Here is a 24,742-nt window from a genome sequence, read left to right as displayed (position 1 = left end):
TTCTTGATTGGTATCAATCTTAACTACATTAGCATAAGGCGAATCTGGAGTTTGACTTTCAATTTCGTCTCTCTTATCCGTCTCCGTTGATGTATTTCCTGTTTGATCACTAGGTTTTTCTGAACTTTCAGATCCACATCCAGATAATAAAATACTTACTGTAACTATGGAACTTAGGACAACTGAATACTTCTTAAAAATTAAAACCGCTTCCCTTCTAAATGTTGGTATTTTTTACAAGTGTTATTATGCATCATATATAACCCATAAAAGTTGATAGCATGTCATTTATTCCTTGAAAATTAGTAACTTATGAATCACACTACCAACATAAAGGAACGAGTACATTGGTTTGTCAAAATTATTTATTAAAAAGCATACAAGCTGTACACAAAGCGGTCATGACGTATTCCAATTGTATTTGTACAGATTAGGGAGATGACACTAAACAGAAGGAGCGGGAAACTTTTCAAAAGTTGGATTAGAATTGTCTACCCAATTAGCTACGCTTTGTAATATGTATATTGAAAAATTTGGTGTTGATCCTATTAATGGCAGACCTCAAGAAATACTATTACCTTCTAATCACAAACAGCAAAACGCCCAAGTGAAGTTCATTTTGCAAACCAGGAAACGAAAAAAGGTGCTCCACGATAATCCAGGAGCGCCCTATCTCATACTCAGTTATAGATGATTGGAGCTTTCATCCACGATGGCTCACCGTAGTCATAATGAAATGGGATGCGAAGGAACACGCATGAGAATAAATGTTGTTCAATCCAACGTATGCTCTCTTCTCGCACTATCGCCTTCTCCCAATGATGTTCATGAAAGATATAAGCAAAGAACACTATCCGAATTTTTGTTGCAATGTGTTCAATTCTATTTGAACACCTGGAGGACTGTAGGAAGTAATAATGGTCAGCCTTTTTTTATTTTTCAATAGGTTTAACTTCAATTAAATCAGCAAGAAATTCATTCTTGGCACTATCGAATATGTATGTGATATTGAAATCACATACATATGTGGGAGATGCACCTACAGATCCTCCAAGGTTCAATTTTATTTTTTGATTCTCCAATGAATAAATATTTACACCACCAAAAGCAAGGCTGTCTTGCTTGTAATCCGGCGCTGGATCAAACCCATAATTGAAATCATATTCCTTTCCTTGTGATTTAACGGAGATCGCTAGTGTACCGTCGCCCTTTTTAGCAACATGCGTCTCAATCTGATTAGCAACAATCTCCTCATAGCTTTGGACTTTAATTTCGCTTAAATCCTCGGCACTAACGACATGAATATCATAATTGTTTAATTCTGTTCCTCGCCCAGTCTGGATGATAACTACGGCTTCTTCTTTTCCATCGCCTGTAACATCCGTATAAATTACCTGCGGGGGAGTTCCAGTATCAACAGGGACATTCCAAGAAAAGTCTTTTTTATTACTGTTAACGTCCAGAGTTACCCCATCGGTTTTTGTATAAAATTTAACCCTTTCATCCTCTGAAGATCCCAGCAATTTCGCATCCGTATCTTGCACCGGCTGTGTTGTTACTTGTTTACTGGGAGACTCACCCGCTCCTTGCGAAACTGTTTCAGGCTTATCTGATCCACATCCTGAAAGCATAACGACACTCAACACCATCAATACACCAAGCTCTTTTTTCAACCGTAAGATCTCCTTTCGTAGACCTAGCAGAAATTATATCAGAGCACATGAACCTAAGAATGACATAAAATTAACATTATTTATGATTTAAGTTAAATTTATGTTATATGATCCCGATCAGAAAATGAAAAAGGCGCTCCTCGATAATCCAGAAGCACCTAACAGAAATCTACTTGCAAGTGTCTATACTCTACCCCTTAACACCGTGATTAAATGGAGAAATTGTTGGGTTGAAAGGTGGAGAGGAAACCAAAATCACAAAACTAAAAAATGTCACCAGCACAAATAGCTGAAATCCATCTGCGTGCCGGGCAGTTTATGATTGAAGTCATGCAATCATCGATACTTTCGGTATTGTTTTACAATCCAAAATGAGGCTCCGGGATGCTGTGACCAGCAATCTGGGGCCTTATTGATCTGTTTTAATTTGGATTCGATGCAATAGCCTAATATGACATTCGTGAAACGTTTTGCGCGGAGATCACGTTATAATAGAGTAGACTTAGGGTTGGATCTTCATTTGTAACCATGAGGTTTCGGAAGCCGATGTGCCTTTCAGTGATTCTCCGCCATCATCATTCATACGGGAGAGCACGGTTAATGTCATGGACAGGGCAAAGGCGAGCAACACGTATATGAAAATATTTTTTTTGTTCATAGGAAGGTACCTCTCTTGTTGAATGAGCTAAAGTAGACATCCGGCCATCATGAGAAAAAAAGCACAACGTCTGGTATAGTAGAGTAAGTAGAACCGAACATAAATCGTTCCTGTATACCACTATATTGAACTATAGCGGTGCAAACAATGGAACAAATCTGATGATCTTATCATTATTGTTACAAAATGTTTATAGTACGTGTTCAAAAAGACCGGTTTTCAGTACCGAGAAGATGGGATGAAGCTAGAAATGGAGTAGCGGAGCGTAGGCAAAACCTACGTGAGCAACGGACATTTCGGCTGAATGCCATATTCGATGCTGATGATGCCGTTAGGCATCCGTCGTAATCAAAAGCGGGCTTTTTGAACGACCTCTTATAGAGATCGAGTGATCATTGAAGGTGGGAGAATAACATGCGGGAGACGGCAAAAATCGTCATTCGTACGCCAGGGCAGGAAAGTGACGGCTCGTTCGCTTATGTAAGCCAGGGTCGCTCCATTACGGTGGGACGTTATACAGGCGGCAGTGAATTGGACTTGTCTGTTTATAATCAGATGATATCGAAGCGGCATTGCCGCATTCATTATGATGTACAGCAACAGCTATGGATTGAGGATCTGGATAGCAAAAACGGTACCGAACTGAACGGGCAGCGCCTCGTTCCCTATGAGAAATATCCGTTTAGCGAGGGCGATAGCCTGACGTTGGTCAACGGACTGATCCAGCTTCGCGCTGAAGGGGATCTTGGAGAGACAAGGGAATATCGGGTGTCGGATCTGCTGGGTGAGGGTGTACGCTTGCAGGATCACCTGCAAACCGTGCAGATCGGTGAAGTGGAGATTCCGCTGTCCAAGAAGGAGTATCAGCTGTTCAAGCTGCTGTATAGTGAACTGGACCATTTTGTGACCCGAGAGCAGATTGTGGCTCAGGTGTGGCCGGAGCGGAGCATGCTGGAGAGTGAAGCGGTAGGGATCGACGAGATTAACTCGCTAATCTATCGGACGAATCGCAAGCTGGGTGTACACTTTACCATCAAGTCTGTATACAAAAAAGGTGTATATATGAAGTCTCATGTGCCGGAATGAATGAGTGATAACAAAGGGATGAGTTTATGTTCATCATTTACCTGATTCCATGGCTGATTGCCGTGGTGACATTGATCTGTGTCATATCCATCGTACTTGTCAGTTGGAAAAACGGGATTTCCCCGATGCCCACATCCAGTCGTGTCAGACAGGTGGTCATTCAGGAGGTAAAGCGCATTCCAGGGTACGGGGATGTGCTCGAAGCGGGCTCTGGATGGGGCACATTGGGATTGGATGTTGTAAGACACTGCCCTGGTAAAAGGCTGACGGGGATTGAGAATTCTATCATCCCCTTATGGTCGTCTCAAATGATTGCCTATCTCAGTGTTCGCTTACGTCGAGCCAAGGGGAACAAGCACTCTCTCAAGGGCAGGCTGCGTTTCATGCGCGGGGATATCTACACCAGTTCCTATGAACATGCGGATTGTGTGATTTGTTATCTGTTCCCGGGAGCCATGACCCGGCTTATGGACAAGTTCAGTCGTGAGCTTCCGCCGGGTGCCAAGGTGATTAGCGTCTGTTTTGCCCTGCCAGGAAAAGAACCGCTACGCACTATTACATGCCGGGATGCCCTGCGTACCAAGGTATATGTCTACACGTTTTGAGAAAAGGGATTGCGTTGCCTTCACCTTGGGCAGAGGACTGTAATTCCCTGTAATCCTGTTCCAGAAGTATAACGAAAGAAGGCTCCGAACTCACCGTGAAAGTGAATTCGGAGCCTTTTTTGTTTCGTCTGAGCTAGCGAGGTAACCTTTATCACTCAGCACTATGTCTTATTTTGCAGAATCCGTAGTAGTGCCTGTGCTCTCAGAGGTTGTACCGGATTGCGTCCGATTTCTGCCGCCTCCGAATCCGCCTTGGCCACGACCTCCGCCAGGACCGCCCATACCTGTATTGGCTGTGGTCACACCAGATTCATTCACCCAAGTCACATTACTGGTCGATTGGAATGCAACCACCTTGGTTCCGCCACTGTAAGTACCGTCTGTGTAGAGCCCATCCACCGCTTTACCTGTAGACGTACCACCGGAGTAAATCACGTATGAACCATCTTTTGCAAGATCCGGTGAGCTGACAACCACAGTTTGATAATCTTTTGCCGGAGCAAAGGTCAGAATATTATTGCCTTCGCTATCTTGTACATGTACAAGTGTTCCAGCTTTTTGCGTTGCAGGGAATGTCATCACAATGGTGTTTTGCGTAGACGCATCGGATGTTCCTTGTGCCATACCAGAGCTGCCGGCAGCCACGAGGTATCCACCACTGATTTCAAAGGTGCCGTCATAATCCAGTGCTCCGTTGCCGCTATCCGTCGGTCCGTTCACAATAACCGTTCCGCCAGTCATGTTGATGGAACCATTGGAATCCAGTCCGTCACCACCTGCGTTCACCGTGAGGGAGCCGCCGTTAATGTGGAACTCGTTAGTGCTTGCTGCTGCACCACCCATACCGCCCGGTCCACGTCCTTGCTGAGTAGTAGCTGTACCTTGAGATGCCTGATCGGTAGTCGAAGTTGTACCTGTCGTTTCGGTTACAGAGATGTTGGATGTCGTGGTTGCATCGGTTGCTGTAGTAGCGCTATCTGTACTTGCCGTTGTATTCGCAGCTGTTTCCGTCTCGCCACCTGCAGCATTTACGCCATCATCGGATGCCGTTACATCCACATCCCCATCGTTCAGGGTGATCATTGCACCTTCAAGTCCTTCATAGCTCTTCGCAATGGTGATGGTTCCGCCGTTAATCGTAAGGGCCTGATCGGCATGAATGCCGTCATCACCGGATTCAATGCTGAATGTTCCATCGTTGACGGTTACGTTATTGTTGCTGTGTAGGGAATCATCCATGGAATCAATGGTATACGTACCGCCATTAATTGTAAGATCTGTACCTGCTTTGAGTGCTTTGGCACTTGTGGACTCGGTTGCTGTTGTTGCTGTGTCCGCATCGGCATTGTTATCCGTTGTTGTTGTGTTGGCAGAGTTGGATGCTGCTGCGCCGTTTGTATTAGCTCCTGCATTTGTACCGCTGTTAGTAGGCATCTCCGGCATATCTGCAGGAGGTTCGCCATCCGGTGGTGTGCCCATATCCGTTGGAGGTGTGCTGCCACCCCATCCACCGCCACCGCCGCCAAATGGACCTTCTTCTACTTTGGCTGGTGCATTGACGCTACCGCCGCCCGTTACAATGTTGTATGTGCCGCCATCCGCAACAAGTGCGGTTTCAGCTTGAATACCGTCGTTGCCACTTTGGATATCGAAGGTACCTCCTGCGATGGCAACGAAGCCTTTGGTGGTATCTGTGTCATTGGTTGATTTAATGCCGTCGCCTTCGGCTTCAATGGTAATCGTACCCGCTTGGATGGCGACCATATCCTTACCTTTGATGCCGTCATCGGCTGCTTTGACACTGATGTTACCACTAATGATTTTCAGATCATCCTTGCTCGTAATCCCTTCATTATAGTTACCTGTGACGGTCAATTGACCTGCACCATTGAATGTAAGATCCGCTTTGCTGAAGATTGCAGCATCAGGCTCATCTGTCGTAGCGTCGGCGTACACATACGTTTTACCATCGGAAACGGTATTCTTGGTTCCTTTTTCGAGTGTAATCACCGCTTTACCAGCCTTCTGAATGTAGATCGCGGCACTGTCGTTATCATGAATGGTTGCTCCGTTTAATACGAGATGCACAGTACCCTTATCGGCAACGTTAACCACGATCTGTCCATCCGTTAGCTCACCGCTAAGTACATAAGTGCCTGCTTCGGAGATGGTTACCGAACCATTCGCTGCTTTGGCGCCCGAACCGGTCACCGTTGCAGTTGTTCCGTTCAGCTTAATCGCTGTGGAATCTGCCTCACTCCAGCTAATATTGGTATCGTCCGCATCCAGAGAGACCAGATCCGCGTATTTTACAGAAGTTTGCTCGCTAACAGATACCGTTTTGGTTGTTCCTGTCGTTGACGTTGCGGCATTGGCCGTTGTGCTTGTGGTTGCTGGTGAACTGCATGCTGCGAGTAGGCTGGTAATCATGGCGATGGACCAAAGTTTGCTGCCTGTTATCATGTTTTTCTTCATATTAGATCGTTCCCTTCGAATTAAAAATTAATATTCTGTTGTTGGACTCATGGTTAACGAGATATCCAGGTTGCCGTTCCGTGTGCGGATCGCATCGAGGAATTCCTTTTGGCTAACACTTTCGTGAATGGTTACACTGTAGACCAGCTCATACAGACTGCCGAGTTCAGTGGTTCTGATTTTTTTTAGATCAAAAGGTACATTGAATGTATGGAACACTTCATTAAGTGCTTCTTCATAGCTCAAGTTCTCAGGGATGGTGACTTTCAGCGTTTTCAGCTGACTTTTCTTGCCGCCGAAGTTGAAGCGACTCAGGACAAACATCAGTACACACAGGATAATGGTGAACAACACCGCGTATCCAAAAGCGCCTACACCGCAGGCAAGACCGGAAGCCATCGTGAACAATACGTAAGCAATGTCTTTTGGATCACCAGGGGCACTTCGGAATCGGATGATCGAGAAGGCACCTGCCAAGCTGAATGCTCGAGCGATGTTGCTGCCGATGAGCAGGATGATAATGGCGACAATAACGGGTAGGACGACCATTGTTAAGGTGAAGCTTTGGGAGTATGTGCTTTGGTTAGTCTTCATGTACGTGAGGCTGATGATTAACCCCAGAATAATGGCAAGACCAATGGTTATGACTGCGTTGTTAAACGTCAGGTTGGTATCGGTTAGGGCTGAACTGAACAGTGAATCAAGCATATAGGACACGCTCTCTTTCTATAATCGTTTTATCTTGTTCTATGGATGGGTTGAAATCGGTACCTGGTACAAGAATGCGCTCGGTCTGGTAATTCAGGTTGGTTGTTCTCACCAGATGTCTGAACTCGTTGCCGTATTTGGAGAATCCAGTGCGGTAGAGACCATGCTCACAGAGCAGTTGCGACAGCCACAGCGGAACGGTTTTCTCGGCTTTCACTTCCATCAGCCACCTTCCGTCCTTCACGAGCAGTTCACCGTAGTCTCCTTGTTCCAGCTTCAGATCGTATCTGCGGCTGCGAATGTTGGTGTCAAAGGTAATGCGGAGATCCCGGCTGTTCTTGTCAAAGAGTGCTTTGCGTTCATACGCCAGATACACTTTCGGTTCCAGATCGTATACCCGGAGGAAATATTTGATCTCTTCAACAACCTGTTTGTTCATGTAATCCGCGAGCTCCGGTGCCTGTCCCGAACGAACGAATTCATAAGCTTCATCCAGCTTCAAGGCTGTTCTACGTTTGTTCACCAGGCCAAATACTTTCTTTTTGATCTCCAGATACACTTTGGCATTCTCTTCAGGGATTCCATAAGCCCGCAGTCTCAGCTTCTCCTTGTATTTTGGTTTGGAGAGACTGGCGCGAATCAGCGAATCTTGTGGAGTGTCGAAGTACAGGTTACTGATGGAGTAGTACTCATGTTTCTTGTTGTAGGCATCCAGCTCCATGTATTTCAGCAAATCATTGTAGAAATGTGCATACTGCTCATCCGTCAGAAGATATTTGCTCTCATATCGGTTGAATACTTCAATAGCCATGTGGGAATCAGTCCTTTCGTTTGTGGGTTGTATGTTTTGTTGCCTCGTGTATTGCTTCCATGTCTGTATCTTAGAGCCCCAACCTTGAATGAATCTTAAATGGTTTTACATTGCGTTAACATTTTTTTACCTTCCTATAATAGTGCGCATGCACAAAATGAATTAAGATTGATTCAAGGTTTGATTGATAGAATAGGTGATATCATAAAGGGTTCATGAAAACGAATAATTCAAGCAGAGGAATGAATAGATGATGAGAATATTAATTGCGGAAGATGAGGTTCATTTGGCAGAGGCTGTGTCGCAGATTTTGAAAAAAAACAACTACTCCGTGGACATGGTCCACGACGGCAGATCAGGATTGGATTATGCGCAGAGCGGTATATACGACCTGTTACTACTCGACATCATGATGCCGGAGATGGACGGGATCACCGTCCTGAAGAAACTTCGCAGTGAAGGCATTCATACGCCTGTCATTCTGCTTACGGCCAAAGGTGAATTATCGGACAAAGTCACAGGCCTCGATTATGGTGCCGATGATTATATTGCCAAGCCTTTTGCCACTGAGGAACTGCTGGCCCGGATTCGTGCAGCCTTAAGGCGGAAGGGCGAAGTGGTTCCCGAGGATGGACTGAAATTCGGTGACATTGAGCTGAATACAACTCAGTTGAAGCTGAGCGTTCAGGGTAAGGAGATCAAGTTGAATCTGAAGGAGAATGAACTGCTGGAGCTGTTGATTGCCCGCAAACAGGCGATTACCTCCAAAGAGCAGATTATTGAGAAGTTGTGGGGATTTGATTCGGAAGTGGAGTATAACAATGTGGAGGTGTACATCTCGTTTTTGCGCAAAAAATTAACCTTCCTGAACTCGGCTGTCCGCATTAACACGATTCGGGGTGTGGGTTATGTACTTGAGGTGACGTCCTGATGTTTAAGAAACTCCGGAATCGATTCCTGATCGTGAATCTGGTGTCCATATCGATTATGATGCTGGTGGCATTTGCGACGATCTATACGATTACGTATCAGAATGTACAACGTGAGACAAATATGGAGTTGTACAAGGTGTCCGATTTCTATCACAGTCCTTATAATTCATCCAAGATGCCACGCGGGGAAGGGCAGGGTTCCGGTACAGGTGGTAGTTCAGGCTCAGGTTCAAGTTCAAGTTCCGGTTCAGATTCGTTTCCCTCCGATGCCATGGGTGGTGATAATGGAGGACCGGGAGGGGATCCCAACTCACCTCCGGCACGTTCCGTGTCGTTCATGATTAAGACGGATGACCAGTGGAAGATTACGGATACGCATTCCCGCTTTGATATGGAAGATACGTTCTACACCGAGGCGCTGCAAAAGGTTGACCAAGATAAAGTTGGTGATTCGGGACGGCAGACTGGACAATTTGCGCTGGATGGAACGGACTGGGCCTATGTGGTTGATCCGAGCGGTGACGGGCATATGATTGTCTTTATTGATGTGACCGCACAACAAGGCATTCTGACGAACCTGATCTATACATTTGCTGTTGTCGGACTGGTTATGCTGATTGTGATCTACTTCCTGAGCCGTTATTTTGCCAATCGTTCCATTGCACCAGTCAGAGAAGCGTTTGAGAAGCAAAAACAATTCATCGGTGATGCTTCACATGAGCTGAAGACACCTCTGGCGATCATCAATACCAATGCCGACGTGTTGCTCGCGAATCAAGAGGATACTATAGCGAACCAGGCGAAGTGGCTGCACTATATCAAGTCGGAAACCGAGCGCATGACCGGACTTACGAATGATCTGCTCTATCTGACACAGATGGATGACTCACGCTCCACGATGATTCATGCGAAGTTTAATATGAGCGATGCGGTAGAGAGTATTATTTTGCCGATGGAGGCCGTTATCTTTGAGAAAAACATCTCCCTAGATTACAACATTGAGCCGAACCTTACGGTACATGGGAACTGTGAGCAGATCAAACAGGTTATTCTGATCCTGCTCGATAATGCTGTGAAGTATTCGGGTACAAAAGGCGCCGTAAACGTCACCCTCCAGAAACAGAATAATGATGTCGTGCTGGCCGTGTCCAACACTGGGGAAGGCATTGCGCCGGAACATCTGGATCGGATCTTCGATCGATTCTATCGCACCGATTCGTCAAGAGCACGCAAACATGGTGGGCATGGTCTGGGCCTGGCGATTGCCCGTTCCATTGTGGATCAGCACAAAGGAGAATTGTATGCTCGAAGCGTGGTCGGAGAAGGCGCTACATTTTACGTGCGGTTGTCATAGGGGCAGAGTGATGAGCTAGCTCTACACTAATCCGTTGCTCCCGCTCTTTAATCGTTGGTCAGGCATAAGTTCTGCCTGTATTGGGTTAACCTATGCTACAATGGCAACAGTATGTATGAATCAAGGAGATGAACTGACGTGGCAGAAGCAAACGCAATTAATGAACAAGAAATGATGCAATATATTGCAGATAAAACGAAGGCAAGCCAGGCGAATATCGCTCTTGTGCTGAAGCATGAGCAAGCGTACATCAACAAGGCGCACGAAAATGCCAAAGGTAACGATGTGGATATTGACGGCGATGATCTGGCTGACTACATTCTAAGTCGCAAAGATGTGAAGTTGGATGAGTTGACCGTGGAAAGCATCCTGGATGCTGAGATGGACTACTTGATGGACAAGGGTCACGCAGGGTACGTAGATTAAGTTCGGCATAGACAAAATCTAACGAACCTGACACGCCTTATTCGGGCATTTCTCGCTTGTTTGAGAATGTAATGAATCTAAGACACGTTATTCTCTGGATTTTAGGACTTTTCGGTGCAATGGCAGTATTACTGCGGGATTAGCGTGTCTGAGATTCGTTAGTTCGGGAAATAAGCGCTTTTAGCCGATATAAGGTGTCCTAGGTTTGTTAGAGTGATCACATGGTGTAACGAGGCGTTAACTGGCTGTTTCAAAAGACATTTTCACAGATGCAGCCTTCTGCATGGCAAGTGTTGTACTATCAAAAAGACCTCAACTCCACAATACTGTGGTGTTGAGGCCTTTTTTAGATTGTAGCGACCAAGCGTTCCTTCGGGAATACCTGTCGGTATAACTTTTCTAAGGATGGACTTGAAGTCTATCGACCCAATCCCTATCAATCCTACCGTTTGCAGCTTCTTATTGACCCATCATACCGCCATCTACAGTGTAGAGGGAAGCTGTTACATAGGATGCTTCTTCGGACAACAGGAAGTTCATTACCGCAGCGACTTCTTCTGGTTCACCGTAACGGCCCATTGGAATACTGGACACGGTTGCTGATTGATAGTCTTCCACGTTACCGGAATTAGCTTCGATCTGGCGCATCATACGTGTGTTGATTGTACCTGGTAATACAGCGTTAACCCGGATATTATAAGGTGCCAGTTCATTTGCAGCGGTACGCGTGAGACCAACTACGGCATGTTTGGACATAATATATGGAGATACAGCAGGTGCACCCATCAGACCCGCGAGGGAAGAGGTATTGAGAATCGCACCGGATTTTTGTTTTTTCATCACTGGAATGACATTCTGCAGACCGAGGAATACCCCACGAATGTTGACGTTATATACCGTATCCAGTGCTTCAACACTCAGGTCTTCGATCAGTCCTGTTGGACCTTCAATACCGGCATTGTTGGCAAAATAATCGATTCGGCCAAAAGCATCCAATGCTTTTTGCACATAGTTTTTCACGTCTGCTTCTTGGGATACGTTCGCTTTTACGGCGATGACGTGCTCTTTGTCGAGGTTCAGATCAGTAATTGTCTGTTGAATAGCTTCTTCATTCAGGTCCACCAGAACCAAGTTGATTTTGCGCTCAGCAAGGCGGCGTGCCAATTCTTTACCAATGCCTCCGGCTGCTCCTGTAATAACGGCTGTATGTGTATACGTTGTACTCATGATATATCCGCTCCTTATTCATTATTGGCAGGTATTTCTCAAAAAAAAGTTTCAACCTGTCGTCTATCTTTCCTGTCTCAATGTTAAGATATACATAGCAATGTGACAATAATCATTGACAGCGCATATGTCAGCTATCGGACAGAGGTGTAAGCGGTGTTCATTTATATTACAATAATGAACAAAGGAGGCGAAAATGTTGATCATTGAACATCCTCAGGACCGGAGAGCAAGAAGAACGCAGGATGCGATCATCGCTGCGGCGGTTTCTTTGATATTGGAGAAAGGAGCAGACGCTTTAACCATTCGGGATATTACGGAGCGGGCGGATTACAACCGAGGAACCTTCTATTTACACTTTCCCGGCAAACCGGAGTTGTTGCAGTTCATTCTGGATGATTTCATGCAGGGAGTGGGGCGAGCTTATGCAGAACCATACGCACAGCTCAAAGAAGTGGACATGACTGCATTGCTGCCATCCACGATGCCTGTATTCGAATATATTGAAGCCCATCAGGATATCTTTCGTGCATTAATAACGATGCATTCAGATATGGGTTCCCGGCTGTGCAATATGTTTAGAACATATCTAACCGAAGATTTTGTATTGGTGACCGAGGATAGTGAGTGGACGATTAATTATGACATCATGTTAAGTTATCTGGTATCTGCTACGGTAGGCGTAATCATGCATTGGGCGGAGATTGGATTCAAATATTCTGCGCATTATATGGGAGAGCAGCTTACGGCACTGATTAACATCAAACCGACCCGTCTGCTGATTGAACCAGGGCAGAAGGGTCGGACTATTCACGAGCGTATGCTGTTGGATTAAAGGTCGAATGAGAGTTTTGTTCTATATCAATTGAACTAAAGAATATTTACACTGCACACTCCGATGGCAGAACAACCTTCCGATCGCTGTTATCCCCAGATTTTTTTGATTCCTTTTATAAAGGGTAAATCCGGGGATAAAGGCGAACGCTCCGCTTCTTCAGGTCCTTTCTGTCCTCTCCGTTTTGTGTAAATGTTTAGTTCAATTGATATAGATGAAGGAATCCAATTCGATTATCCGGTCATGGAGGCGTTCGCGGCCTGTTGCATCTGAAGCAGTTGTTCGCGAATCAGGACGGACTCGCCGATCATAATTAATGCCGGATTATTCACTTGATGCGACTTGGCGAGGGAGTGGAGTTCAGCAAGTGTGCCGGTAATAATCCGTTCCTCCGAAGTGGTTCCTCGTTCGATTAAAGCTGCGGGGGTGGTTCCACTTTTGCCATGGTGAAGCAATTCATGTTGGATCTGGGGCAGTTGGCTAATACCCATGTAGATGACCAACGTATCTACACTATGGGCCAGCAGGTCCCAGCGGACCGAAGATACACTTCCATCACTGCCAGTTCCCGTGACACATGCGAAGGATGAAGCAACCCCGCGATGGGTTAACGGAATAAGGGATGAGGCGGATGTACCTACAGCCGAAGTGATGCCAGGAATGATCTCAAATGCAATCTCTGCTTCCGCCAGCACAAGGGCTTCTTCACCACCACGACCAAAGATAAACGGATCGCCACCCTTGAGTCGTACGACTTGTTTGCCTTCTGCTGCATGTGCAACCAGCATCCGTCCAATCATCTCCTGACTCATGGAGTGAAGGCCTGGAGCCTTGCCACAGTAGATGCGGAGTGCTCCTTCACGAGCCTCAGCGAGCAATTGATCATTCACAAGCCGATCATACATAATGACATCTGCGGACTGAATACGTTTCAGGGCTTTTACCGTAATCAGATCCGGATCTCCAGGACCAGCGCCAACAATACTAACCAGGCCCCGGCTCATGATCGTGTCCCCAGTTTCGGTCCAGCATCCGAACTTGCCAATCCTGAACGACCACCCTGAATGGTTGCCAGTTTGGTCGATAGCTTCACCGGATTTCCCCAGTGGTGGGCGGCATACAGACCGAGTCCAGTAAATACAGCTCCGCCAATGAGATTGCCAACCAACACCGGAATCTGATTCCACAGCCACCAGTCAGCGACACTGACCTGTGCACCGAGCATCATACCTGCCGGAATGACGAACATATTTACCACAGCATGCTCAAATCCCTGAGCGAAAAATATCGTAATGGGCAGCCACATCGCTACGATTTTGCCCAGTGTGGAAGTGGAGGTCATCGCCATCACTGCCCCGAGTGTGACCATCCAGTTACATAGAATGGCTTTGATGATGACCAGTACAATGCCAGCCCCACCCAAGTGCTGATACCCCAGGGTCTTGGTTTCACTGGTCTGGATCAGTGTTTGAATTAGAGGGTTGCTCATATCCGTACCCATCTTCGTAATGGTCAGGCCGTATAAGAGACCATAGAATGCACATCCGATCAGATGACCGGTAATCACCCAGAAATAATTTCGGAGCATCTCCATCCATGTAATTTTACGTTTCATCACTGCGAGTGGAAGCACCGCAAAGTTTCCTGTCACCAATTCAAGACCCAGCAGAATAATAATGGCGAATCCAGCCGGGAATATCAGTGCACCTGCCAAACCAACGGAAGTTTGAGATACAGCGGTATATGCCAGTGTCGTTGCAAAGGCAAGGATAGCCCCCGCGAGAAAACCGAGGATCAGCATCTGTACCCGATTCATTCTGGCTTTGCTCTCACCGGCTTCGATCATCGATTGCAGCACTTCTGCAGGTTTAACAAAATCCATAGCGCACGCCTCCTTGATGTCAGGGTATCTCTAGCCTTTAACCCGCAATCGTGATATAAATTTCTCCGCTGTTGCCATCCACTTCTGTTTTGTAGGTATTCAAGCAGCCTTCATCCGGCTCGTGTACCTTACCGTTACGCAGATCAATCTTCCAATCATGCAAAGGACAATGAACGGTTGTCCCGCATACCATGCCTTCCGACAGCTTGCCGCCCTTGTGAGGGCAGCGATTCTCGACGGCGTGCAGACTTCCGTCGCTCAGTTTGAAGACGGCAATTTCGGTGTCCTGTATCAGGAATGTCCGTGCTCCCTTTTCATCAATATCCGCAAGGTGTCCAATCCGGAATTTATTCATCGCTGTTCCTCCTCTTCTAGTGGGTTACCGGCTCGGCACCGGACAGTGGGGTGAAGTTTTTACGCAATTTCTCATCTTCAATGATTTCCTTCCAAGGATCAACCGTGTGACCCAGTGTAACTTCCAGACGTTCAACCAGAGCGAGACGTACATCCCGATCCGCCAATGCTTCCTTCACATGATCCAGACCAACCCGTTCAATCCATGCCGCTGTTCTCTCATTCCATTTTGCGTTCTCTCTATAGTACTGCAGGTAAGAGTAAGTCCACTCTTCCACTTCCGCATCGGTCTTCACCGTACAGAGCAACTCGGCTGTACGAACTTTAACTCCGGCGTTACCACCAACGTGAATCTCCCAAGCGCCATCAATGGCGACAACACCCAGATCCTTGATGGTCGCTTCAGCACAGTTCCGCGGACATCCAGAGACAGCGAGTTTCACTTTGGCTGGAGCCACCATCTTGTCGAGTTTTTTCTCCAGACGAATACCCATCTCAATGGAATCCTGTGTGCCGAATCGGCAGAACGTATTACCTACACAAGTCTTCACCGTACGCAGCGCCTTGCCATAACCAAAGCCGGAAGGCATATCGAGCTCTTCCCAGATCTTCGGCAGGTTCTCCTTCTGAACACCGAGCAGATCGAGTCGTTGTCCACCCGTGAATTTCACCAAAGGCACATCGTATTTCTCTGCAACAGTTGCAATTTTGATCAATTCCGCTGGAGAAGTAACACCACCATAGATCCGTGGAATAACGGAGTAGGTACCGTCCTTTTGGATGTTGGCATGATAGCGTTCATTGGTGAATTTGGATACACGCTCGTCTGTGTATTCAGCCGGCCAGATCATACCGAGATAATAATTGAGGGAAGGACGACACTTGGAGCAGCCTTCCGGTTCATTCCAACCGAGAACATTCATGACTTCCTTAACGCTTTTGAGTCCCATCTCCTTGATCTGTGCAACAATCTCATCCCGATCATAGGATGTGCAGGCACAGATGCCTTCTTTGGTCTGTTCGCCTACATTATCACCGGCATAATACGTGAGCAGGTTTTCGATAATCGGTTTACATCCACCGCAAGAAGCGGAGGCTTTGGTACAGGATTTGATTGCACCGAGTGTATTACAGCCTTTATTCAGAACGGCGTCCCCGATGGAAGATTTAGTAACACCGTTACACCCACAGACGATCTCGTCATCCGGCATACTCGCCATGCGTTCTGCGACAGATGGGCCCGAGCCTGAACCACCGGAAGGTATGCCGAGCAAAATTTCTTTCTCCCGACCACTGATGTTCTCACCACTCTTAATGAGGGAAAATAGAGAAGCGCCGTCTGTGGTATCCCCGAACAATACAGCTCCGATCAGCTGTCCGTCTTTGATTACCATCTTTTTGTACACGCTATCGACGTCATCCTGAATACGAATGCTGCGAGTGTCTGCAGCGTCTTTGAACTGTCCGGCAGAGAATACGTCAACACCTGATACTTTCAGCTTGGTAGAAGTGACTGAACCTTCGTATCCTTCGGTTGCCGCGCCAGCCAGGCGTTTTGCGAGCACCATACCTTGTTCATATAATGGAGCAACCAGTCCGTAGGCAATACCGCGGTGTTCTGCACATTCGCCAACGGCAGAGATGCCAGGAATGCTGGTATGCATATAATCATCCACAATGACTCCACGATTCACATCGAGGCCGGTATTGCGAGCCAGTTCAATCTGCGGACGAATCCCGACAGCCATGACAACCAAATCGGCTTCAAGCACCGTTTGATCAGTGAAACGTATGGCTTTTACTCGATGTTTGCCTGTGATTTCTTCGGTATGTTTGTTCAAAAGGAACTTCATGCCCTGATCTTCAAGCTCACGCTGGAGCATCAGGCCTGCTGGCAAATCCAGGTTCCGGTCCATCAGATGACCGTTAATATGGATGACCGTGACGTCCATGCCCAGATTGAGCAGCCCCCGCGCTGCTTCCAGTCCAAGCAATCCACCTCCGATGACGGCAGCTTTACGATACTTTTGTGATGCTGCCATCATGGTCTCGCAGTCTTTAATATCTCGAAATCCGATCACACCTTCTTTGTTAGCGCCGGGAAGCGGGAGGATGAACGCCTGTGAACCGGTTGCCATAATCAGCTCATCATAGGCTGCGCGTACACCATTTTGAGATACAACTTCCTTGCGCTCGGTGTTGATCTGAACGACTGGGTCACCCGGGTACACCCGAATGCCGTTATCTTCGTACCAGCTCCACTCATTGATTACGATATCTTCGATGGATGTTCCGCCAGCCAGTACAGAAGATAACATGATCCGGTTGTAGTTGGGATGCGGCTCTGCGCCGAAGACTGTAATTTCATAAGCGTGCGGAGCAAGCTTAAGGATATGTTCGATTGTGCGGATTCCCGCCATGCCATTACCGACCAGCACCAGTTTTTTCGTTGTACTCATTATGATTAGCCCCCTTAGGTCCATTCTGCAAATTGCCTCAAAACCTTGTCTCTAAAATCGAAAAAGCCTGTTATGCCTCGGAGGACTGCGCATATACATACGCATCCCTTGCTCCGAGATTGCAAAACAGGCTTCATTGCCGTTTCAACCAGCTACGCCGTTGTAACTGTGATCGATTCAAATATGGAGTTGTTATGGCTTAACTATAAAAGATCGATCTACTCATGTCAAGATAGTTAACATAAAAAAGTATTTGAAATTTAAAGTTAATTATGTTTACATGAGTTTATTGGAATATCAATGGAACGACGACGTTTTACAGACATACCTTCATAAGAATGAAGGATTTAGATAAAATTAGTATACCGGATACGAATAAAACTGTAGAAAAGGTGCCATGGTCACTGTTTCGCCCTTTTTTAGTGCAGGATGGCGAGGCATGAAATGCTTATCAACATGTTGATTTCAGAACGTATAATCGCGACTATTTGGTTTTTGTCAGGTAACATGACACATTTATTGCTTTTGTGTATTAACGCCTTAAATGTTATGGACTCTGACTATACGTTATAGGGAGGGATTGATCCATCATGCGATCTTTATTGGTCATCCGTGTACAACCAACGATAGCTGCCTCAACCGATGCAATCCCTCTGACACCGGAGAGGCTGCTGGGAGCAAACGGGTACCATGTACAGGTGGCAGGCAGTGAAACGGAGGTGCTGAAGCTGGCTCGTGAGGCGGAAGCATCCATTTTACACCTATCCCTGACTGATGTGGAATACTGGGGGAACTGCCTGGGAAAGGGTAAGTCGGATTCACCACTGCTTTGGTGGTGCGCGCCAGATACAGCCTCTTCCTCCGCAGAGTCCTGCGAGGTCGAAACCTCATTTGATGGAATACTTACTCCATCCATGACCGGGCCCGAGATTCACTGGACTCTTCACTTTGCAGCCCGACGTTACATGGAACGCAAACAGTGGGAGCAGGAACGGAAGCAATTGCAATCCAGGCTGGAGGATCGGAAGTGGATTGATATGGCGAAGGCTATCCTCAGTGATCTGAAGCAGATTTCGGAGGCCGAAGCCTATGACCTGTTACGCAAGAAAGCGATGGATGAACGCAAACGGATGGTCGATGTAGCTACAGCAATTGTGAAGGCACATCAACTGCTCCAGTCTTAATCGGAAGGAGGGTTCTGCATGGATATGTCTCAAATACTCCGAGAGGTCGGACGTGGGAAACGAGGCTCGCGTGATCTGAATTATACAGAGGCACTGACCGTAGCAGAGAAAATCCTGAAACAGGAGGTTTCCCCTGCCCAGACGGCTGCGTTTCTTATGGCTGAACGTATGAAAATGGAAAACGTCGAGGAGCTGGAAGCTTTTGTTCATGCTTGTCGTAACAGTGCGGAACGTTTCTCCATATTTCAGGATGGATTGGACTGCGCGGGTCCTTATGATGGACGGACAAAGTCGTTCATGGCCACGTTTCCGGTTGCGTTTGTACTCGCGGCGGCCGGGTTGCCGGTGACTTTGCACGGGAGTGATCCTTTACCACCCAAGTGGGGCGTCACGTTGTCGGTACTTTTGAAGGAAGTGGGCATTGATACACACAAGATGGATCGGGAAGATGCCCGGAGCGCTGCATTGCGTCTGGGTGTCATGTACGTGTCCTCCGAGGATTGGTGCGCACCTCTTCGCAAGCTTCGTCCGTTACGGGAAGAGTTGGGTTTTCGAACGGTGTTTAACACAGCAGAGAAACTGATTGATTATAACCATTCACCGTACTTGGTGTTTGGTGTATTTCATAATACTTTTCTGGATCGGATTGCGAAGCTGCTTACCCGCTTTACTTATCGCCGTGCTTATGTGGTACAGGGAATGGAAGGTTCTGAGGATATGTATATTGATCGGCCAACCCGCGTATACGCCGTGGAAGACGGCGATATGAAGCTGGAACTGGTTGATCCTGCAGCCTATGAACTGGATATGCCCGTGCCGGATCTGGTCTGGACGGCTGCGAAGCAGCTTGAAGTGGCGGAAAGCGTGTTAAGCGGTGAGGGCCATATTGCTTTTGTGAATCAGGTCTTGTTAAATGGAGGTTTCCGCTTGTACGCGGCGGGGCGTGTCAATTCCATCGAAGAGGGCATATACACTTGTCAGGGATTGCTGGAGAGTGGTGCAGCGTATCGCATCTATCAGCAGTGGTGTGTCTCCATGGGTGGCGAACTGCCGGATAACAGAGCGGTGTCCATCTATCCGGCATCGTCCAGATAATGTAATGCTGGTATTCAATCTTGTTATTGTTTAGCTTGTTTTTATTCCCAAGGATAAGTAACGGTCAGGAAGTCAGCGAATTTCTTGCTCTCTTGCCGCCGTTGTTTCCGCATGGCCGCCCGATCCGGAGCGGTCTCGTATAATTTCTTCTCTTCTTCCGTCTCCGGAATAATGCGAGGCACGATCAGTTTGCGATTATTTTCGTCCAAGGCCACAAAGGTCAGAAATGCAGTTGCTGCAATTTTCTTCTCTCCGGTTTTCAGATCCTCTCGAATCACTTTCACAAAAATCTCCATGGAACTACGTCCTGTCCAGGACGCGAACGATTCAAGCGTAACCGAATCCGTTGGGTTAATCGGGTACAGGAAATCCACCGAGTCGGTTGAGGCCGTTACGGTATTGACCCGGCATAGCTTGGAAGCGGCGATGGATGCAATATCATCGATGTAGGACATCAGCTTGCCGCCGAATAACGTATTATGATTGTTGACATCGGTCGGGAACACCCGTGCCGTCTTGAAACAACGCGTTTCGCGTACATATTTTTTCTCCACCTGATCCATCTCCGTGGGTTTCGGTGTCTCTCTCATGTTTTTTCCTCCTGACAGTATGGCTGCTGTGACAATTCAATTCAGGTGTTGCAGGGTATATTTCTGATCTATTATCCCTAGTATAGGTGTCGGTCAGATACATATTCAATTGAAGTTGGACTGCAAAAAAACCGCCAGGCGCGGACCGGCGCGCTGGCGGTTTACTGCTGTATATTAAGCCTTAGGCTTGAAAATGCCGGACGGTTTGCCGATCGGCAAGAACGCATAACCGAAGTGAGCGTTCAGTACCGAAGCACCTGTACCATACAGGGACACAATTCCGATCGCCAGTTCAGCGTATGCTGCAATGGTGTGGAAAATGTGAGGAGCTACGCCGAAAGCGTCAAAGGTCAAGCCAAGGAACAGGAAGTCGATCAGAATGAAGATGATAAGCAACACTTTATTCGCTTCAATCGCACCGATTGTCATGAACAGGGTGAATACAAGGTATCCGGCAAAAGCAAATCCGAGCTGCTTGCCATCGGCCTGTTCAGCAAGCGTGGAGCCAAATACGCCCATTTTGATCATCCAGTTGGCCGCCATGGCAAACCAGAAGAATGCGTACGCGCCAAAAGCCGTTGTGCCAAAGGTATTGTTGCGTTTGGAATCTTGAATACATGCGAATAGCTGGGCAAAGGCACCCAGGAAGATCGCCCAAGGAATAGCGTAGCTAAGTCCATCCGTAATGCCAAGCTTTTGGGAAGAAGCGACCAGGGTTACGATAGCCAACCCAAATAATCCCATTGCGCTGGGATCGGCGTTAACAATTTTGACTTTAGTCTGTGAATCGGTCTGCATGGTGATGATTAAGCCTCCAATAATATCAAATCAGGATCAATGGCCGTCGTTGGCCGTCCTCTAAATACATCATTTGTATCCGCCGGGTCCGGACACACATCGCCCTATTGTACCTGAATGACCCCGTTATGGAAAGGGATTTTATTACCTTTTGATTCAATGTACTTTTTGTTTTTTTCAATATACACATTTACGACACAATCCGTTCTGGCGGTGAATGATGAGGCCAGACGCTAGAATAAAGCCCTCGATAATACCACTAAAATTGCGTCATATCAGCCATTTTCGGATAAGCTATTGTGTGATAAAATAATCTTTATCAAAATTTGGAGAAGAATACAAAACATCCTTGTCTCCTATGCCATATGTTAATCCAACTATAGATTGACAGGAAAAACTAAAATGGTTCACAGAATAAGGAGGTATCAGGGGTCATGGTTATGAGTTTGGATTTGAAAAATAAAATAGAGAAGGCCAGACATAACCTTCATATGCTGGTAGAGCATAACAAGGGTGGTCTTGGGCATCCCGATGTGATTCGGCAGTCTATGGCATTGGACGAATTGATTAATGAGTATAACCGAATTAGCCGAAACCATTCACGGGCTTGAACCCAAAGCGATTTTGATTTTATACACGGAACAAATCACATAGATTGTAACGCTTGATCGTACAGACGGGCATGAATATAGCCGGTATGGACAGCCTCAGTTGATGAGGCGGTATCCTACCGGCGTAATATTCATGCCCGTTTGTTTGGCATCGTATCCATCATGCATCTATTTAATGCAGCAATCGTTTGGCTTCCAAATATAGGACCTGTACGAATTTTTTTGTATTAATGCGTGTCTGGGACAAGGAAGGCTCCACATTGTTTTGCAGCTCCAGCATTTTCTTACGAATTTCGGTGAAATCGAAAAATTTGGATGCATAGTTCTCGAATTTGGGATGTGTATAATCTGTTAATCCCAGAGAAACCACATGGCTCAGAGTCTGGAAGATGGCTCTGCGAACACGTTGTTCCGATGCCTTGATCTCCTTGTTCACCTCTGCGAGAGAGGCGTCTCCTCCCAGTTTACGTATCGCTACATTCTGGAAGATGTCTTTGAGGGATGGGAACGTATAGGGGGACAGTTTATGCTCATCTGTCTCTACCTGCTCCAGATATTCCAGCATGTCCAGCAGATCCCTGCTGCCTGCTTCGCCGATCATGCCCATCTCGGACAGCAGGAAATGTCCTGCAGTCGTAATTGTTTTGTCCGGAACAGGAGCCGCAGCACGTTCGATAGAATTCAAACCGGACAATCCCTGCAATGTCCGCTGAATATCTGCGATAGATTGCTGCATCCGAAGCCTTTCGTTCACCAGCCGCAGAACAGATAGAATCTCTAACCGGTTAATCGGCTTCGTAATATAATATTCAATGCCTAGTGAATAGGCTTCTCCGATCATATTTTTCGACTCGATCTGGGAGATCATGACAATCTTGCCCTCGAACCTTCCTTCAAGCGCCCGCACAGTCTGGATCCCGTCTCGTTGTGGCATCAGCAGATCAATCAGCAGGATATCCACCTTATGCAGTTCCAACACTTCCGCGTGAATATGTGCTCCGTCCTCAGCTTCCCCGGCAATATCGCCAAGGCCTTCATCCTCAATAATATCCATCAACATGGAACGAACGCCAGGATCATCATCCACGATAAAATAACGCATGTCAGTCATTCCCTTTCTCTGTGAATGGTGTGATTGATAAATCTATGGTAAAGGTGGTTAACTCCGCCATGAACTCTCGTTCCAGTGTAATCGTTCCTTTCCTTCTTGCATAGAACCTGATATGTCAGGTTAAATGACAATGATTGGGCGACAAAGCCCATTTTTAAAATAAATGTAGGAATTGCATGTAGGTATTTGTCGATTTCCGTAGATGCCCTTGTAGTATAAGTAACATCCTGAAGTCTGGGGCTAGTGTTGTGCAGAATGGTACAAACTTTTCACGTGACCATCTCTGTGTTTGAAATACACCATAAAAGGGGCATACCGATGGAGCAAACAATACAAGATATTGTCGTCATTTTCAATGATTTTCTATGGTCCAAAGTGTTAATTATACTATTGGTAGTATGTGGTATATACTTCACCACCAAGACCCGATTCATGCAATTCCGCATGATTGGAGACATGGTGAAGGTGCTTCTAGAGCCGAAAAGCAAGGTACCAGGCAAAATTTCACCTTTTCAGGCGTTCTGTATTAGTATGGCGGCCCGTGTAGGTACGGGGAATATTACCGGTATTGCACTGGCTATCGCACTGGGTGGACCTGGGGCTATATTCTGGATGTGGATCATTGCAATTATCGGGTCAGCCTCCAGTTTTGTGGAGAGTACGTTGGCTCAGATCTATAAAGTGAAGGATAAGGGCGGATTCCGCGGGGGTCCGGCATATTATATGGAACGTGGGTTGGGCAAACGCTGGATGGGGATTTTATTTGCCATTCTCATTACGCTTTCATTCGGTTTGGTCTTTAATGCTGTGCAGTCTAACACGATTACCGTTGCATTTGAGAACTCATTTGGCACGGATCGGTTAACGGTGGGTATCATTATGGCTGTGATATTTGCAGGAATTATCATGGGCGGTGTCAAACGGATTGCAAAAGCATCGGAATACATCGTTGTTGTACTGGCCGTATTGTACATTGGGGTGGCGGCTTTTGTGGTGCTGGCGAACATAACCCAGCTTCCGGCCATGATTGCGTTGATTGTCAAAAATGCCTTCGGCATCGAACAGGTTGCTGGCGGAACGTTGGGTGCTGCACTGATGAACGGTGTGAAACGCGGATTGTTCTCCAATGAGGCAGGAATGGGTAGCGCGCCGAATGCTGCTGCAACGGCGGATACAACACATCCGGTGAAACAGGGACTTATTCAGGCGTTTGGCGTGCTGACAGATACGTTAGTGATATGTACAAGCACAGCCATGATTATTTTGCTATCCGGGGTATACAAAGGTTCCGATCTGGGTGGCATTGAATTAACTCAGGCTGCATTAAGTGTACATATTGGTTCATGGGCATCAGGATTCCTGGCGGTTATGGTGTTCCTGTTTGCCTTCAGTACACTAATCGGAAATTATTACTATGGAGAAACCAACATTGAGTTTATCAAATCCAACAAAGTTTGGCTGTGGGTGTACCGCATTTGCGTTATCGCGATGGTGGTGTTTGGTGCGGTAGCCAAAGTGCAGCTGGTATGGGATTTGGCTGATCTGTTCATGGGGCTCATGGTGGTGGTGAACCTGATTGCAATTCTGATGCTGTCCAAGGTGACCTTTGAAGCGTTGAAGGACTATAAGAAACAAAAGGCTGAAGGACGTGATCCCGTCTTTACGCGGGACCGCATTCATATTCCGGGTGAAGTGGAATGCTGGCAGTCGGAAGAAGAAGTTATTGGAGATAAATCAATACATGTAGCCAATTAAGATTTTATCTGAACGTAGTTGGTTATATAAAATGGGCACAACAAACAACAGGACTTGGATTATCCATCATGGGCAACCCGAGTCCTGTTTGTTGCATATATAATGTATCTTTG

At 46.7% G+C, this 24,742-nt stretch carries 23 protein-coding genes; 10 read left to right on the top strand and 13 right to left on the bottom strand.

The window, feature by feature from the left end; genetic code table 11:
- Positions 1-932: 932 nt before the first annotated feature.
- Positions 933-1,673, bottom strand: coding sequence for a hypothetical protein (locus MKY92_RS29310; protein WP_339298546.1), 741 nt, complete (start codon positions 1,671-1,673; stop codon positions 933-935).
- A 502-nt stretch (positions 1,674-2,175) separates the two neighbouring features.
- Complete coding sequence (locus MKY92_RS29305; RefSeq protein WP_165980318.1) at positions 2,176-2,331, bottom strand: hypothetical protein; 156 nt, start codon at positions 2,329-2,331, stop codon at positions 2,176-2,178.
- Between the two features lie 414 nt (positions 2,332-2,745).
- Here MKY92_RS29305 and MKY92_RS29300 point away from each other — a divergent pair, with 414 nt between their 5' ends.
- Positions 2,746-3,417, top strand: a complete 672-nt coding sequence (locus MKY92_RS29300; protein ID WP_339298545.1) for an FHA domain-containing protein — start codon at positions 2,746-2,748, stop codon at positions 3,415-3,417.
- Positions 3,418-3,443: 26 nt separating this feature from the next.
- Complete coding sequence (locus MKY92_RS29295) at positions 3,444-4,022, top strand: class I SAM-dependent methyltransferase (RefSeq protein WP_339298544.1); 579 nt, start codon at positions 3,444-3,446, stop codon at positions 4,020-4,022.
- A 168-nt stretch (positions 4,023-4,190) separates the two neighbouring features.
- Here the strand turns inward: MKY92_RS29295 and MKY92_RS29290 are convergent, their stop codons facing one another.
- From MKY92_RS29290 to MKY92_RS29280, 3 genes are read right to left on the bottom strand one after another with little or no spacing between them, the layout of a single operon-like run.
- Positions 4,191-6,497 (bottom strand): carbohydrate-binding domain-containing protein, encoded by a 2,307-nt coding sequence (locus tag MKY92_RS29290; protein WP_339298543.1) that lies wholly within the window; start codon positions 6,495-6,497, stop codon positions 4,191-4,193.
- Between the two features lie 27 nt (positions 6,498-6,524).
- On the bottom strand, positions 6,525-7,205 hold the full coding sequence (locus MKY92_RS29285) for a DUF4956 domain-containing protein (protein ID WP_100528189.1): 681 nt from the start codon (positions 7,203-7,205) through the stop codon (positions 6,525-6,527).
- On the bottom strand, positions 7,198-8,016 hold the full coding sequence (locus MKY92_RS29280; protein WP_339298542.1) for a polyphosphate polymerase domain-containing protein: 819 nt from the start codon (positions 8,014-8,016) through the stop codon (positions 7,198-7,200). The genes MKY92_RS29285 and MKY92_RS29280 overlap by 8 nt, the downstream gene beginning before the upstream one ends.
- Positions 8,017-8,269: 253 nt before the next feature.
- Between MKY92_RS29280 and MKY92_RS29275 the strand changes: the two genes are divergently transcribed.
- The 3 genes from MKY92_RS29275 to MKY92_RS29265 all read left to right on the top strand — a co-directional run bounded on the left by MKY92_RS29275 (position 8,270) and on the right by MKY92_RS29265 (position 10,728).
- Complete coding sequence (locus MKY92_RS29275) at positions 8,270-8,947, top strand: response regulator transcription factor (RefSeq protein WP_047841085.1); 678 nt, start codon at positions 8,270-8,272, stop codon at positions 8,945-8,947.
- Positions 8,947-10,302, top strand: a complete 1,356-nt coding sequence (locus MKY92_RS29270) for a HAMP domain-containing sensor histidine kinase (protein WP_339298541.1) — start codon at positions 8,947-8,949, stop codon at positions 10,300-10,302. Before MKY92_RS29275 ends, MKY92_RS29270 begins: the two co-directional genes overlap by 1 nt.
- Positions 10,303-10,473: 171 nt before the next feature.
- Positions 10,474-10,728, top strand: coding sequence for a hypothetical protein (locus MKY92_RS29265; RefSeq protein WP_124116914.1), 255 nt, complete (start codon positions 10,474-10,476; stop codon positions 10,726-10,728).
- Between the two features lie 459 nt (positions 10,729-11,187).
- Here the strand turns inward: MKY92_RS29265 and MKY92_RS29260 are convergent, their stop codons facing one another.
- Positions 11,188-11,955: an SDR family oxidoreductase gene (locus tag MKY92_RS29260; RefSeq protein WP_150365143.1), complete on the bottom strand. Its 768-nt coding sequence runs from the start codon at positions 11,953-11,955 to the stop codon at positions 11,188-11,190.
- A 196-nt stretch (positions 11,956-12,151) separates the two neighbouring features.
- Between MKY92_RS29260 and MKY92_RS29255 the strand changes: the two genes are divergently transcribed.
- The gene (locus MKY92_RS29255; protein ID WP_336763007.1) at positions 12,152-12,790 is read left to right on the top strand and encodes a TetR/AcrR family transcriptional regulator; all 639 of its coding nucleotides are present in this window, start codon (positions 12,152-12,154) and stop codon (positions 12,788-12,790) included.
- A 233-nt stretch (positions 12,791-13,023) separates the two neighbouring features.
- On the opposite strand, the gene cobA is transcribed toward MKY92_RS29255, so the two are convergent.
- Genes cobA through nirB form a run of 4 tightly spaced genes read right to left on the bottom strand, consistent with a single transcriptional unit; the run spans position 13,024 to position 17,485 of the window.
- Entirely contained in the window at positions 13,024-13,794 is a 771-nt protein-coding gene (gene cobA, locus MKY92_RS29250) for a uroporphyrinogen-III C-methyltransferase (RefSeq protein WP_339298540.1), read from the bottom strand.
- A complete protein-coding gene (locus tag MKY92_RS29245) occupies positions 13,791-14,672 on the bottom strand; it encodes a formate/nitrite transporter family protein (RefSeq protein WP_339298539.1) in 882 nt (293 codons plus the stop codon). The genes cobA and MKY92_RS29245 overlap by 4 nt, the downstream gene beginning before the upstream one ends.
- Positions 14,673-14,709: 37 nt before the next feature.
- Positions 14,710-15,027 carry a nitrite reductase small subunit NirD gene (nirD, locus tag MKY92_RS29240; protein ID WP_076213936.1) on the bottom strand — a complete coding sequence of 106 codons (318 nt, stop codon included), beginning with the start codon at positions 15,025-15,027 and terminating at the stop codon, positions 14,710-14,712.
- A gap of 16 nt (positions 15,028-15,043) precedes the next feature.
- A complete protein-coding gene (gene nirB, locus MKY92_RS29235) occupies positions 15,044-17,485 on the bottom strand; it encodes a nitrite reductase large subunit NirB (protein ID WP_339298538.1) in 2,442 nt (813 codons plus the stop codon).
- A 590-nt stretch (positions 17,486-18,075) separates the two neighbouring features.
- On the opposite strand from nirB, the gene MKY92_RS29230 reads away from it, so the two are divergent.
- A complete protein-coding gene (locus tag MKY92_RS29230) occupies positions 18,076-18,669 on the top strand; it encodes an ANTAR domain-containing protein (RefSeq protein ID WP_339298537.1) in 594 nt (197 codons plus the stop codon).
- 18 nt (positions 18,670-18,687) lie between these two features.
- On the top strand, positions 18,688-19,764 hold the full coding sequence (locus tag MKY92_RS29225; protein WP_339298536.1) for an anthranilate phosphoribosyltransferase: 1,077 nt from the start codon (positions 18,688-18,690) through the stop codon (positions 19,762-19,764).
- 41 nt (positions 19,765-19,805) lie between these two features.
- Here the strand turns inward: MKY92_RS29225 and MKY92_RS29220 are convergent, their stop codons facing one another.
- Together MKY92_RS29220 and MKY92_RS29215 are read right to left on the bottom strand one after the other, a co-directional pair.
- Entirely contained in the window at positions 19,806-20,318 is a 513-nt protein-coding gene (locus tag MKY92_RS29220; protein WP_221820279.1) for an acyl-CoA thioesterase, read from the bottom strand.
- 210 nt (positions 20,319-20,528) lie between these two features.
- Positions 20,529-21,152, bottom strand: a complete 624-nt coding sequence (locus MKY92_RS29215) for an acetate uptake transporter (RefSeq protein ID WP_221819949.1) — start codon at positions 21,150-21,152, stop codon at positions 20,529-20,531.
- A 434-nt stretch (positions 21,153-21,586) separates the two neighbouring features.
- On the opposite strand from MKY92_RS29215, the gene MKY92_RS29210 reads away from it, so the two are divergent.
- Positions 21,587-21,763 (top strand): aspartyl-phosphate phosphatase Spo0E family protein, encoded by a 177-nt coding sequence (locus MKY92_RS29210; protein ID WP_017691636.1) that lies wholly within the window; start codon positions 21,587-21,589, stop codon positions 21,761-21,763.
- Positions 21,764-21,935: 172 nt separating this feature from the next.
- On the opposite strand, the gene MKY92_RS29205 is transcribed toward MKY92_RS29210, so the two are convergent.
- Positions 21,936-22,865 (bottom strand): response regulator, encoded by a 930-nt coding sequence (locus tag MKY92_RS29205; protein WP_339298535.1) that lies wholly within the window; start codon positions 22,863-22,865, stop codon positions 21,936-21,938.
- A gap of 327 nt (positions 22,866-23,192) precedes the next feature.
- On the opposite strand from MKY92_RS29205, the gene MKY92_RS29200 reads away from it, so the two are divergent.
- Positions 23,193-24,629 (top strand): alanine/glycine:cation symporter family protein, encoded by a 1,437-nt coding sequence (locus MKY92_RS29200; protein ID WP_339298534.1) that lies wholly within the window; start codon positions 23,193-23,195, stop codon positions 24,627-24,629.
- Positions 24,630-24,742: the final 113 nt, after the last annotated feature.

The organism is Paenibacillus sp. FSL R5-0623 (assembly GCF_037974265.1).
Lineage (GTDB): Bacteria > Bacillota > Bacilli > Paenibacillales > Paenibacillaceae > Paenibacillus.
Note: the sequence above shows the minus strand (reverse complement) of the source record. Positions and strands in the feature narration are given on the sequence as shown.

Excerpts from the sequence above, each read along its gene's own strand:
- MKY92_RS29305 (WP_165980318.1), bottom strand. The coding sequence starts at position 2,331 with ATGAACAAAAAAAATATTTTCATATACGTGTTGCTCGCCTTTGCCCTG.
- MKY92_RS29300 (WP_339298545.1), top strand. The coding sequence starts at position 2,746 with ATGCGGGAGACGGCAAAAATCGTCATTCGTACGCCAGGGCAGGAAAGT.
- MKY92_RS29295 (WP_339298544.1), top strand. The coding sequence starts at position 3,444 with ATGTTCATCATTTACCTGATTCCATGGCTGATTGCCGTGGTGACATTG.
- MKY92_RS29290 (WP_339298543.1), bottom strand. The coding sequence starts at position 6,497 with ATGAAGAAAAACATGATAACAGGCAGCAAACTTTGGTCCATCGCCATG.
- MKY92_RS29285 (WP_100528189.1), bottom strand. The coding sequence starts at position 7,205 with ATGCTTGATTCACTGTTCAGTTCAGCCCTAACCGATACCAACCTGACG.
- MKY92_RS29280 (WP_339298542.1), bottom strand. The coding sequence starts at position 8,016 with ATGGCTATTGAAGTATTCAACCGATATGAGAGCAAATATCTTCTGACG.
- MKY92_RS29275 (WP_047841085.1), top strand. The coding sequence starts at position 8,270 with ATGAGAATATTAATTGCGGAAGATGAGGTTCATTTGGCAGAGGCTGTG.
- MKY92_RS29270 (WP_339298541.1), top strand. The coding sequence starts at position 8,947 with ATGTTTAAGAAACTCCGGAATCGATTCCTGATCGTGAATCTGGTGTCC.
- MKY92_RS29265 (WP_124116914.1), top strand. The coding sequence starts at position 10,474 with ATGATGCAATATATTGCAGATAAAACGAAGGCAAGCCAGGCGAATATC.
- MKY92_RS29260 (WP_150365143.1), bottom strand. The coding sequence starts at position 11,955 with ATGAGTACAACGTATACACATACAGCCGTTATTACAGGAGCAGCCGGA.
- MKY92_RS29255 (WP_336763007.1), top strand. The coding sequence starts at position 12,152 with ATGTTGATCATTGAACATCCTCAGGACCGGAGAGCAAGAAGAACGCAG.
- cobA (WP_339298540.1), bottom strand. The coding sequence starts at position 13,794 with ATGAGCCGGGGCCTGGTTAGTATTGTTGGCGCTGGTCCTGGAGATCCG.
- MKY92_RS29245 (WP_339298539.1), bottom strand. The coding sequence starts at position 14,672 with ATGGATTTTGTTAAACCTGCAGAAGTGCTGCAATCGATGATCGAAGCC.
- nirD (WP_076213936.1), bottom strand. The coding sequence starts at position 15,027 with ATGAATAAATTCCGGATTGGACACCTTGCGGATATTGATGAAAAGGGA.
- nirB (WP_339298538.1), bottom strand. The coding sequence starts at position 17,485 with ATGAGTACAACGAAAAAACTGGTGCTGGTCGGTAATGGCATGGCGGGA.
- MKY92_RS29230 (WP_339298537.1), top strand. The coding sequence starts at position 18,076 with ATGCGATCTTTATTGGTCATCCGTGTACAACCAACGATAGCTGCCTCA.
- MKY92_RS29225 (WP_339298536.1), top strand. The coding sequence starts at position 18,688 with ATGGATATGTCTCAAATACTCCGAGAGGTCGGACGTGGGAAACGAGGC.
- MKY92_RS29215 (WP_221819949.1), bottom strand. The coding sequence starts at position 21,152 with ATGCAGACCGATTCACAGACTAAAGTCAAAATTGTTAACGCCGATCCC.
- MKY92_RS29210 (WP_017691636.1), top strand. The coding sequence starts at position 21,587 with ATGGTTATGAGTTTGGATTTGAAAAATAAAATAGAGAAGGCCAGACAT.
- MKY92_RS29205 (WP_339298535.1), bottom strand. The coding sequence starts at position 22,865 with ATGCGTTATTTTATCGTGGATGATGATCCTGGCGTTCGTTCCATGTTG.
- MKY92_RS29200 (WP_339298534.1), top strand. The coding sequence starts at position 23,193 with ATGGAGCAAACAATACAAGATATTGTCGTCATTTTCAATGATTTTCTA.